Source organism: Pseudomonas sp. JAI111, from assembly GCF_024809425.1.
Lineage (GTDB): Bacteria > Pseudomonadota > Gammaproteobacteria > Pseudomonadales > Pseudomonadaceae > Aquipseudomonas.
Genome location: NZ_JANUCB010000003.1, coordinates 668,416 through 679,668 on the forward strand (window position 1 = coordinate 668,416; position 11,253 = coordinate 679,668).

Sequence of the window (11,253 nt, forward strand, 5' to 3'; positions counted from 1 at the left end):
TTTGTTTTTATGTTTATTTCTACTGAGGCACCTTTCTGTGGATAGATCTCTACAGCCCTTTATATTCAATATGTACAGAGATTCAAAACCCTGTGGTCATGTGCCAATGAGGCCCTTGGATAACCGGGTTAAGCCTGTGGATTAAAGGGGTGGTTATCCACAGGGGCGGTTATCTTCAGTTTTGAGGCCCTGTTATCAACTGCCCTTAGTGGCAGTTACTCACAGGGCTTAATCCACAGAAAAGCGCTGATTGAGGGAATTGCAGGCACGGAAAATCCGCTCGAGCGGAAGGAATATGCTCGGCACTGGATAAAAATTTAGATAAGCGAGGAAACAGACAGGCTCGAATGGCCTGTCTGTGAATAACGAAGGGGCTATTTACCGATGCAGAAGCTGGAGAAAATGCGTCCCAGCAGATCATCGGAGCTGAAGGCACCGGTGATTTCACCGAGAGAGTGCTGAGCCTGACGCAAATCTTCGGCCAGCAGTTCGCCGGCCCCTGCCAGCGTTAACTGTGCACGGCCATGCTCAAGGGACGCGCTGGCATGTCGCAGCGCCTCAAGGTGACGCCTGCGTGCACTGAAGCTGCTTTCCGAGGTCTGCTCGTAGCCCATGCATGCCTTGAGATGCTCGCGTAGCAGTTCCAGACCCATGCCGGCGGATTTCGCACTGAGGCTGATCGTGACGTGGCCATCGTCACTGACTTCCAGGGCAATCGCTTCCCCGGTAAGGTCCGCTTTATTGCGAATCAGTGTGACTTTGGATGGATCCGGGCGGATTTCAAGGAATTCCGGCCATAAAGCGAATGGATCAAGTGCCTCGGGAGCGGTTGCATCAACCACCAGCAGAACCCGATCAGCCTCGCCAATGGCTTTCAACGCCCGTTCGACCCCTATCTTTTCCACCTGGTCATCGGTATCACGCAGGCCTGCAGTGTCGACCACGTGCAGCGGCATGCCATCGATGTGGATATGTTCGCGAAGAATGTCACGGGTGGTGCCGGCAATCTCGGTGACGATCGCAGCTTCCCGACCGGCCAATGCATTCAGCAGGCTGGATTTACCGGCGTTCGGACGACCGGCAATGACCACCGTCATCCCGTCACGCAACAAGGCACCTTGCCCGGCTTCGCGAAGCACTGTGGATAATTCATCACGCACTTTGTCGAGCATGGCCAGTACGTGACCGTCCGCAAGGAAATCGATTTCTTCTTCCGGAAAATCGATCGCCGCCTCGACGTAGATGCGCAGGCCAATCAGTTGTTCGGTGAGGTTATGCACACGTTGGGAAAATGCTCCCTGCAATGAACGCAGCGCGTTGCGTGCGGCCTGTGCAGAACTTGCCTCGATCAAGTCGGCGATAGCTTCCGCCTGGGCCAGATCGAGTTTGTCATTGAGGAACGCACGCTCACTGAATTCACCCGGACGGGCGAGACGACAGCCCAGTTCCAGGCAACGCTTGAGCAACATGTCCAGCACGATCGGACCGCCGTGCCCCTGCAGTTCAAGCACGTCTTCGCCGGTGAAGGAGTTCGGTCCCGGGAAATACAACGCGATGCCTTCGTCCAGCACCTCTTCGTTTTCACTGAGAAACGGGCCGTAATGGGCAAATCGGGGTTTGAGTTCGCGACCGCTGATCGCCTTGGCGGCAACACTCGCCAACGGTCCGGAAATACGGACGATGCCCACACCCCCGCGACCTTGAGCGGTGGCGACGGCTGCAATGGTTTCACGAGGAACGCTCATAAACCGGTATCCAGACAAAAGTGACAGATAGCAAAACGCCCCACTAGGGGGCGTTTTGAGTGGTTATCCACAGTGTAAATCAGGCAGCTGCTTTGGTAGCCGCTTCGATTTTACGAGTGATATACCACTGTTGAGTGATGGACAGGCAGTTGTTCACTACCCAGTACAGCACCAGACCTGCCGGGAACCACAGGAAGAAGAAGGTAAAGATGATTGGCATCAGCTTCATCACCTTGGCCTGCATCGGATCCGGAGGTGTAGGGTTCAACTGCTGCTGGATGAACATGGTTGCACCCATGATGATCGGCAGAATGAAGAACGGATCCTTGATCGACAGGTCAGTAATCCACAGCATGAATGGCGCTTGGCGCATTTCAACGCTTTCCAGCAGAACCCAGTACAACGAAAGGAAAACCGGCATCTGCACGAGGATTGGCAAGCAACCACCCAGCGGATTGATCTTCTCTTTCTTGTACAGCTCCATCATGGATTGCGACATTTTCTGCCGGTCGTCGCCATGTTGCTCTTTCAGCGCGGCCAGTTTCGGTGCCACTGCACGCATGCGGGCCATCGATTTGTAGCTGGCAGCCGACAGCGGGAAGAAAAGCCCTTTGATCAGCATGGTCAGGAAAATGATCGACCAGCCCCAGTTACCGACCAGCGCGTGGATGTGTTGCAGCAGCCAGAAAATTGGCTGGGCAATGAACCACAGGATGCCGTAGTCCACGGTCAGTTCCAGACCTGGGGACAACTGTTTCAGCACAGCCTGGCTTTTCGGACCTGCGTACAGAACTGCGCTGGTCTCGGCCTTCGCACCTGGCGCAACAGTAATTGCTGGCGCGGTGTAGCCGATGATGTAGTTGCCCTTGCCATCTTTACGAGCAACTACCGCATTGTTCTGACCCGGCTGAGGAATCCACGCGGTTACAAAATAGTGCTGCAACCATGCAACCCAGCCGCCATTCACGTTATAGGTGATTGGTGGCTTGGTTTTGTCTTCGGTCACCTTGTCCATGTCCTTCATGGACACTTTCTTGTACGGCTCGTTACTTGTCCACAGGGCAGCGCCCAGGTAAGTCGCGGTACCGGTGGCAGTGCTGGACGATGGATCGGCGCTGGCGTCACGCTTCAATTGAGCGAACATCGCACCGGACCAAGGCTTGGTGCTTTCGTTGTCGATCAAGTAGGTAACGGTTACGTCATACAGGCCACGTTTCACGGTGAAACGCTTGATGTAGTTGACGCCGTCCTTGCTGAACTTCAGGTCCACGACCAATTGGTCCTGACCGTCAGCCAGTTGGTAGATCTTCTTCTCCGAGGAGTAAACCGGACGACCGGCAGGACTTGCGTCCGGACCATCGGTACCGATCAAACCGCTCTGGGCCAGATAAGTCCGCTCGTTGCCGTTATCGAACAACTGGAATGGAATTTCCGGATGGTCCTGGCGACGTGGATACAGCGGCAGCGTCAGCTGGGCAACATCACCACCTTGTGGATCGATAGCCAGATTGAGCACATCCGTTTTGATCTGGATGAGGTCTTTGCTTGCAGCTACCGATGTTTCAGCAGGTGCAGTCGCACTGGTATCGCTTGCGGCGCGTGGAATGTCGTCACTGACAGAAGCATTATTGCCAGTCGCCGTGTCCGGTAGGCCCGGTGCGGAAGTACTGGAAGCAACATTCTGAGTCGGCAGGGCAGCCTGGCCATAGTCCTGGTTCCATTTAAGAACCATAACGTAGGACACGATTGCCAGGGCGACGATCAGGATCGTGCGTTTGATATCCATGATTACTCGGCCATCGAAGAAGAACGGGAGGTAGGGATAGGTGGAACCGGGTCATAACCACCGGGATTCCACGGATGACAGCGACCTAAACGACGAAAGGCCAGCCAGCCACCGCGCAGAAGACCATGATTTTCTATGGCTTCTAACGCGTAGCAGGAACAACTGGGGTAGAAGCGACAGTGGTTGGCCATCAGGGGACTAATGGCATAGCGATAGAACTGGATCGGAACGAGTGCCAGTTTACGCATCGGGACTGTCTACCCCTACAGTTTCGGTGTTGACTGCTGGTACCGGCTTGCTACGTGCCAGACGCTTCCAGAGCTTGCCGAAATGCTGAATCAATTCGGGGTTTTCTACGTCACCCAAACCTTTGCGCGCGACGATTACGATGTCCCAACCGACCAGTGAATCCTGGTTCAGGCGAAACGATTCGCGCATCAGACGTTTGAGGCGATTGCGCTCGACGGAGAGCTTTACGCTCTTTTTCCCGATAACCAGCCCTAGACGGGGGTGATCGAGATCGTTGTTGCGCGCAAGGAGCAGGAGATTTTTCCCCGGAACCTTGCCGGTAGGGGAGTCAAAGACTGCCTTGAAATGCCGGGGAGTAAGCAGACGCTTTTCCCGACTGAAGTCCTGACTCACCTCCAGTGCCGGATTATCAAACTGCCAGACGCGCACGACCTTTGGCGCGACGACGCGACAGGACGGCACGACCGTTCTTGGTAGCCATGCGAGCACGGAAACCGTGGGTACGAGCGCGTTTGATAGTGCTTGGTTGGAAAGTACGTTTCATTGTCGTGTTACCTGGTTCGTCCACAACGGGCCGGAATGGCCCCCGTTTTAAGAGACCGGGGATTCTAGAGAAAGCAAGCCTCTAGGTCAATTTCCAACCAACGTTTCCTTATAAATAGATCTCCAGGCGTTTTCTCGTTCGCACAGCCTTCGCTAGATATAGAAATAAAGAAGGAAGTTATTTAAAGCTTTTTTGTAAAGCTTATAAAAGCTAGGGGCGCGATCTTCTGTGGATAAGTGGCTTTAGCCCTTATACATCGTGCTGTACAGAGAATGACAACTACAGTGGGAAACGGTGGTCAGCCTGTGCTGCGCTATCGGATAAGCTGTGTGTGGAACGGCCAGTTATCCACAGGCAGGTTATCCACCGAGTTTCGCCCCCACTTGTCCAGTGCCCTCATGGTCGGTTATCCACAGAGCTTATGCACATACCATTGGTCGCCTTTATGAGGGGTAACGCGTTGATAATTCATGGCCTGTGCGCAACCTGCATGTGGATAAGTGGACGTCTGGCCGCTACAATGGCCGCTTGTTTTTGCCTCACCGGCTTTCAACTTAGGGGATATCCGTGTCAGTGGAACTTTGGCAGCAGTGCGTGGAGCTTTTGCGCGATGAGCTGCCTGCCCAACAATTCAACACTTGGATCCGTCCACTACAGGTCGAAGCCGAAGGCGACGAGTTGCGTGTCTACGCACCGAATCGTTTTGTTCTCGACTGGGTCAACGAAAAGTACCTGGGCCGTGTCCTCGAACTGCTGGATGAGCATGGCAATGGCATGGCGCCTGCGCTTTCCTTATTAATAGGCAGCAAACGCAGTTCAGCACCGCGTGCGGCTCCAAATGCGCCGTTGGCCGCTGCTGCGTCCCAAGCTCAGGCGAGCCAAGCGCCAGTGAACGCTCCGGCGCCCGCCCCGGCGACGACACCGACCAAGCGCGCGACGCAAAAAGTTGCCGAGGTCAGTGAAGAGCCGTCGCGTGACAGCTTCGATCCGATGGCCGGGGCCAGTTCGCAACAGGCCCCGGTTCGCTCCGAGCAGCGCACCGTGCAGGTCGAGGGCGCGCTCAAGCACACCAGTTACCTGAACCGCACCTTCACCTTCGAAAACTTCGTCGAAGGTAAGTCCAACCAGTTGGCCCGGGCTGCGGCCTGGCAAGTGGCGGATAACCCGAAGCACGGTTACAACCCGCTCTTCCTTTATGGCGGCGTCGGCTTGGGTAAAACCCACTTGATGCACGCGGTGGGTAACCACCTATTAAAGAAGAACCCGAATGCCAAGGTGGTTTACCTGCATTCGGAGCGGTTCGTGGCCGACATGGTCAAGGCGCTGCAACTGAACGCAATCAACGAGTTCAAGCGCTTCTACCGTTCGGTGGATGCGTTGCTGATCGATGACATTCAGTTCTTTGCCCGCAAAGAGCGTTCCCAGGAAGAGTTTTTCCACACCTTCAACGCCCTGCTTGAAGGTGGTCAGCAGGTCATTCTCACCAGTGACCGCTATCCTAAAGAAATCGAAGGCCTTGAAGAGCGCCTCAAATCCCGCTTCGGCTGGGGCCTGACCGTAGCGGTCGAGCCGCCAGAGCTGGAAACCCGCGTAGCGATCCTGATGAAAAAGGCCGATCAGGCCAAAGTCGATCTGCCACACGATGCGGCGTTCTTTATCGCACAACGTATTCGCTCCAACGTCCGTGAGCTGGAAGGCGCGCTGAAACGCGTGATCGCCCACTCGCACTTCATGGGCCGCGACATCACCATCGAGTTGATTCGTGAATCCCTGAAAGACTTGTTGGCGCTGCAAGACAAACTGGTCTCTGTGGATAACATTCAGCGCACGGTCGCCGAGTACTACAAGATCAAGATTTCCGACCTGCTGTCCAAGCGTCGTTCACGCTCGGTCGCACGTCCGCGTCAGGTTGCAATGGCGTTGTCCAAGGAGTTGACTAACCACAGCCTGCCCGAAATCGGCGATGTGTTTGGCGGCCGGGACCACACCACCGTGTTGCACGCTTGCCGCAAGATCAACGAACTTAAGGAATCCGACGCGGACATCCGCGAGGACTACAAGAACCTGCTGCGTACACTGACCACTTGATGAACACCAGCGCAGCTTATTAAGGCAAGGGACTAGACCATGCATTTCACCATTCAACGCGAAGCCCTGTTGAAACCCCTGCAACTGGTCGCAGGCGTCGTCGAGCGCCGCCAGACCTTGCCGGTGCTCTCCAACGTGCTGCTGGTTGTCGAAGGCCAGCAATTGTCGCTGACCGGTACCGACCTGGAAGTCGAGCTGGTCGGTCGTGTGCAACTCGAAGAGCCTGCGGACCCGGGCTCCATTACTGTGCCTGCGCGCAAGTTGATGGACATCTGCAAGAGCCTGCCGAACGACGCGCTGATCGACATCAAGGTCGACGAGCAGAAGCTGGTGGTGAAAGCCGGCCGTAGCCGCTTCACCCTGTCGACCCTGCCAGCCAACGATTTCCCGACCGTCGAAGAAGGTCCTGGCTCGCTGACCTGCAGCCTGGAGCAAAGCAAACTGCGTCGTCTGATCGAACGCACCAGCTTCGCCATGGCCCAGCAAGACGTACGTTATTACCTCAACGGCATGCTGCTGGAAGTCTCTGCCGGGATCATCCGTGCCGTGGCCACTGACGGGCACCGTCTGGCCATGTGCTCGATGCAGGCCGATATTGGTCAGCCGGATCGTCACCAGGTCATCGTGCCGCGCAAGGGTATCCTTGAACTGGCGCGCCTGCTGACCGAGCCGGACGGCATTGTCAGCATTGTGCTGGGTCAGCATCATATCCGCGCGACCACCGGCGAATTCACCTTCACCTCGAAGCTGGTCGACGGCAAGTTCCCTGACTACGAGCGCGTTCTGCCTAAAGGCGGCGACAAACTGGTATTGGGTGATCGTCAGGCATTACGTGAAGCGTTCAGCCGTACCGCGATTCTCTCCAACGAGAAATACCGTGGTATTCGTCTGCAATTGGCCAACGGTCAGTTGAAGATCCAGGCGAACAACCCGGAGCAGGAAGAAGCTGAAGAAGAAGTTGGCGTCGAGTACAACGGCGGCAATCTGGAAATCGGCTTCAACGTAAGCTATTTGCTCGACGTGCTGGGTGTGATGACCACAGAGCAGGTTCGTTTGATCCTGTCCGACTCCAACAGCAGTGCGCTGGTGCAAGAGTCCGACAACGACGATTCGGCCTACGTTGTCATGCCGATGCGTCTGTAATCATGCTCAGCAGAAGCTAGATGTCCTTAAGTCGCGTCTCGGTCACCGCGGTGCGTAATCTGCACCCGGTGACCTTCTCCCCCTCCCCCCGAATCAATATTCTTTACGGCGCCAACGGCAGCGGCAAAACCAGTGTTCTGGAAGCCATCCACCTGCTGGGGCTTGCCCGTTCGTTTCGTAGCACCCGTCTGTTGCCGGTGATCCAGTACGAGCAGTTGGCGTGTACGGTGTTTGGTCAGGTGGAGTTGGCGGAAGGTGGGCACAGCGCCTTGGGAATCTCCCGCGACCGTCAGGGCGAATTTCAGATCCGTATCGATGGGCAGAACGCCCGCAGTGCGGCACAGCTGGCAGAAATCCTGCCGCTGCAGCTGATTAACCCTGACAGCTTTCGCTTGCTGGAAGGTGCACCCAAGATTCGCCGGCAGTTTCTCGACTGGGGCGTGTTCCACGTGGAACCGCGATTCATGTCAACTTGGCAGCGCTTGCAGAAGGCCCTGCGCCAGAGAAACTCTTGGCTGCGGCATGGTACACTTGACGCCGTTTCGCAAGCGGTTTGGGACAGGGAGCTGTGCCAGGCCAGCGCTGAAATTGATGAATACCGCCGCGCTTACATCAAAGCCTTGAAACCAGTCTTTGAACAGACCTTGAGCGAACTGGTTGAGCTTGAAGGTTTGACGCTCAGCTATTACCGAGGTTGGGACAAGGACCGAGAATTGAGCGCAGTGCTCGCCGGTTCCCTTCAGCGGGATCAGCAAATGGGTCACACCCAGGCCGGACCACAACGTGCTGATTTGCGTCTCAGATTGGGCGCACATAATGCCGCAGACATCTTGTCCCGCGGCCAGCAGAAGTTAGTGGTCTGTGCATTGCGGATTGCCCAGGGGCACCTGGTGAGCCAGGCCCGGCGCGGCCAGTGTATTTATCTGGTGGATGACCTGCCGTCCGAACTGGACGAGCACCACCGTCGCGCGCTCTGCCGCTTGCTGGAAGACTTACGCTGCCAGGTGTTTATCACCTGTGTAGATCACGAATTATTGAGGGAAGGCTGGCAGACGGAAACGCCAGTCGCTCTGTTCCACGTGGAACAGGGCCGTATCACCCAGACCCACGACCATCGGGAGTGAAGGCATTGAGCGAAGAAAATACGTACGACTCAACGAGCATTAAAGTGCTGAAAGGCCTGGATGCCGTACGCAAACGTCCCGGTATGTACATTGGTGACACCGACGATGGCAGCGGTCTGCACCACATGGTGTTCGAGGTGGTCGACAACTCGATCGACGAAGCACTGGCTGGCCATTGCGACGACATCAGCATCATCATCCACCCGGACGAATCCATCACCGTTCGCGACAACGGTCGTGGCATCCCGGTAGACGTGCACAAAGAAGAAGGCGTCTCGGCAGCTGAGGTCATCATGACCGTACTGCACGCCGGCGGTAAGTTCGACGACAACTCGTACAAGGTTTCCGGCGGTCTGCACGGTGTAGGTGTTTCGGTTGTTAACGCCCTGTCTGAAGAGCTGGTCCTGACCGTTCGCCGCAGTGGCAAGATCTGGGAACAGACCTACATCCACGGTGTACCGAAAGAGCCGATGAAAATCGTCGGCGAGAGCGAAACCACCGGTACCCAGATTCACTTCAAACCATCCGACCTGACCTTCAAAAATATCCATTTCAGCTGGGATATCCTGGCCAAGCGGATCCGCGAACTGTCCTTCCTAAACTCCGGTGTTGGCATCGTCCTCAAGGATGAGCGCAGCGGCAAGGAAGAGCTGTTCAAGTACGAAGGCGGCCTGCGTGCGTTCGTTGAGTACCTGAACACCAACAAGACTCCGGTCAACCAGGTGTTCCACTTCAACATTCAGCGTGAAGACGGCATCGGCGTGGAAATCGCCCTGCAGTGGAACGACAGCTTCAACGAGAACCTGTTGTGCTTCACCAACAACATTCCACAGCGCGATGGTGGTACTCACTTGGTGGGTTTCCGTTCCGCACTGACGCGTAACCTGAACACCTACATCGAAGCTGAAGGTCTGGCGAAGAAGCACAAGGTCGCCACCACTGGTGACGATGCTCGTGAAGGCCTGACCGCTATCATTTCGGTGAAAGTACCTGATCCGAAGTTCAGCTCCCAGACCAAAGACAAGCTGGTCTCTTCCGAAGTGAAGACCGCGGTCGAACAGGAAATGGGCAAGTACTTCTCCGACTTCCTGCTGGAAAACCCTAACGAAGCCAAGCTCGTCGTCGGCAAGATGATCGATGCTGCTCGTGCTCGGGAAGCTGCGCGTAAAGCCCGTGAGATGACCCGTCGTAAAGGCGCGCTGGATATTGCCGGCCTGCCGGGCAAACTGGCTGACTGCCAGGAAAAGGACCCTGCCCTTTCCGAACTGTACCTCGTGGAAGGTGACTCTGCTGGCGGCTCCGCCAAGCAGGGACGTAACCGTAAAACCCAGGCCATCCTGCCGCTCAAAGGCAAGATCCTGAACGTTGAAAAAGCGCGATTCGACAAGATGATCTCTTCGCAAGAAGTGGGCACCTTGATTACCGCACTCGGCTGCGGCATTGGTCGCGACGAGTACAACATTGCGAAGCTGCGTTATCACAACATCATCATCATGACCGATGCTGACGTCGACGGTTCGCACATCCGTACCCTGCTGCTGACCTTCTTCTTCCGTCAGTTGCCTGAGCTGATCGAGCGCGGCTACATCTACATCGCCCAGCCGCCGCTGTACAAGGTCAAGAAAGGCAAGCAAGAGCAATACATCAAAGACGACGACGCCATGGAAGAGTACATGACGCAGTCGGCCCTGGAAGACGCGAGCCTGCACCTGAACGAGGAAGCACCGGGTATCTCCGGCCCGGCCCTTGAGCGTCTGGTGAATGACTTCCGTCTGGTGATGAAGACCCTCAAGCGTCTGTCGCGCCTGTACCCACAGGAACTGACCGAACACTTCATCTACCTGCCTGCAGTGAGCATGGAGCAACTGTCCGATCACGCAGCGATGCAGGATTGGCTGGCTCAGTACGAAGTTCGTCTGCGCACCGTTGAGAAGTCCGGCCTGGTGTACAAAGCCAGCCTGCGTGAAGACCGTGAACGTAACGTCTGGCTGCCAGAGGTCGAGTTGATCTCTCATGGCCTGTCGAACTACGTCACCTTCAACCGCGACTTCTTTGGCAGCAACGACTACAAAACCGTGGTATCCCTCGGCGCTCAACTGAGCACCTTGCTGGACGACGGCGCGTACATCCAGCGTGGCGAGCGCAAGAAGCCGGTCACCGAGTTCAAGGAAGCTCTTGAATGGCTGATGGCTGAAAGCACCAAGCGTCACACCATCCAGCGATACAAAGGTCTGGGCGAGATGAACCCGGATCAGCTGTGGGAAACCACCATGGACCCTAGCCAACGCCGGATGCTCAAAGTGACCATCGAAGACGCCATTGGCGCAGACCAGATCTTCAACACCCTGATGGGTGATGCGGTCGAACCTCGTCGTGACTTCATCGAAAGCAACGCCTTGGCGGTTTCCAACCTGGACTTCTGATTCAGCGCAGATCCTGCCAAACCCAAAAGGCCAACGCTCAGCGTTGGCCTTTTTTATGGTTCTTCACGGATTACCGGGAAAGACGCTCTTGATCTTCATGAAAAAGAACTCGCTGTCCCGGTAACCGTAAGCCATCCGCTTGATGACCTTT

9 protein-coding genes are annotated in these 11,253 nt (G+C 55.9%); 4 read left to right on the forward strand and 5 right to left on the reverse strand.

Features of this window, described 5'->3' with window-relative positions; translation table 11 throughout:
* Nucleotides 1-374 precede the first annotated feature (374 nt).
* The 5 genes from mnmE to rpmH form a co-directional block, all read right to left on the reverse strand.
* Complete coding sequence (gene mnmE, locus HNR03_RS14000; RefSeq protein WP_222589148.1) at nucleotides 375-1,745, reverse strand: tRNA uridine-5-carboxymethylaminomethyl(34) synthesis GTPase MnmE; 1,371 nt, start codon at nucleotides 1,743-1,745, stop codon at nucleotides 375-377.
* 79 nt (nucleotides 1,746-1,824) lie between these two features.
* Nucleotides 1,825-3,531 carry a membrane protein insertase YidC gene (gene yidC, locus HNR03_RS14005; RefSeq protein ID WP_259154148.1) on the reverse strand — a complete coding sequence of 569 codons (1,707 nt, stop codon included), beginning with the start codon at nucleotides 3,529-3,531 and terminating at the stop codon, nucleotides 1,825-1,827.
* A 2-nt stretch (nucleotides 3,532-3,533) separates the two neighbouring features.
* Nucleotides 3,534-3,779, reverse strand: coding sequence for a membrane protein insertion efficiency factor YidD (yidD, locus tag HNR03_RS14010; RefSeq protein WP_077430980.1), 246 nt, complete (start codon nucleotides 3,777-3,779; stop codon nucleotides 3,534-3,536).
* Complete coding sequence (gene rnpA, locus HNR03_RS14015) at nucleotides 3,772-4,173, reverse strand: ribonuclease P protein component (RefSeq protein ID WP_003187205.1); 402 nt, start codon at nucleotides 4,171-4,173, stop codon at nucleotides 3,772-3,774. Before rnpA ends, yidD begins: the two co-directional genes overlap by 8 nt.
* A 16-nt stretch (nucleotides 4,174-4,189) precedes the next feature.
* A complete protein-coding gene (gene rpmH / locus HNR03_RS14020) occupies nucleotides 4,190-4,324 on the reverse strand; it encodes a 50S ribosomal protein L34 (protein WP_003213577.1) in 135 nt (44 codons plus the stop codon).
* Between the two features lie 567 nt (nucleotides 4,325-4,891).
* Here rpmH and dnaA point away from each other — a divergent pair.
* The 4 genes from dnaA to gyrB are packed head-to-tail and all read left to right on the forward strand — an operon-like array spanning nucleotide 4,892 to nucleotide 11,102.
* Nucleotides 4,892-6,412 carry a chromosomal replication initiator protein DnaA gene (gene dnaA / locus HNR03_RS14025; protein WP_222589150.1) on the forward strand — a complete coding sequence of 507 codons (1,521 nt, stop codon included), beginning with the start codon at nucleotides 4,892-4,894 and terminating at the stop codon, nucleotides 6,410-6,412.
* A gap of 39 nt (nucleotides 6,413-6,451) precedes the next feature.
* Nucleotides 6,452-7,555 carry a DNA polymerase III subunit beta gene (gene dnaN / locus HNR03_RS14030; RefSeq protein WP_017341709.1) on the forward strand — a complete coding sequence of 368 codons (1,104 nt, stop codon included), beginning with the start codon at nucleotides 6,452-6,454 and terminating at the stop codon, nucleotides 7,553-7,555.
* A gap of 20 nt (nucleotides 7,556-7,575) precedes the next feature.
* Nucleotides 7,576-8,679, forward strand: a complete 1,104-nt coding sequence (recF, locus tag HNR03_RS14035) for a DNA replication/repair protein RecF (protein ID WP_007969883.1) — start codon at nucleotides 7,576-7,578, stop codon at nucleotides 8,677-8,679.
* Nucleotides 8,680-8,684: 5 nt separating this feature from the next.
* Nucleotides 8,685-11,102 (forward strand): DNA topoisomerase (ATP-hydrolyzing) subunit B, encoded by a 2,418-nt coding sequence (gene gyrB / locus HNR03_RS14040; RefSeq protein WP_222589151.1) that lies wholly within the window; start codon nucleotides 8,685-8,687, stop codon nucleotides 11,100-11,102.
* The last annotated feature ends 151 nt before the right edge of the window (nucleotides 11,103-11,253 follow it).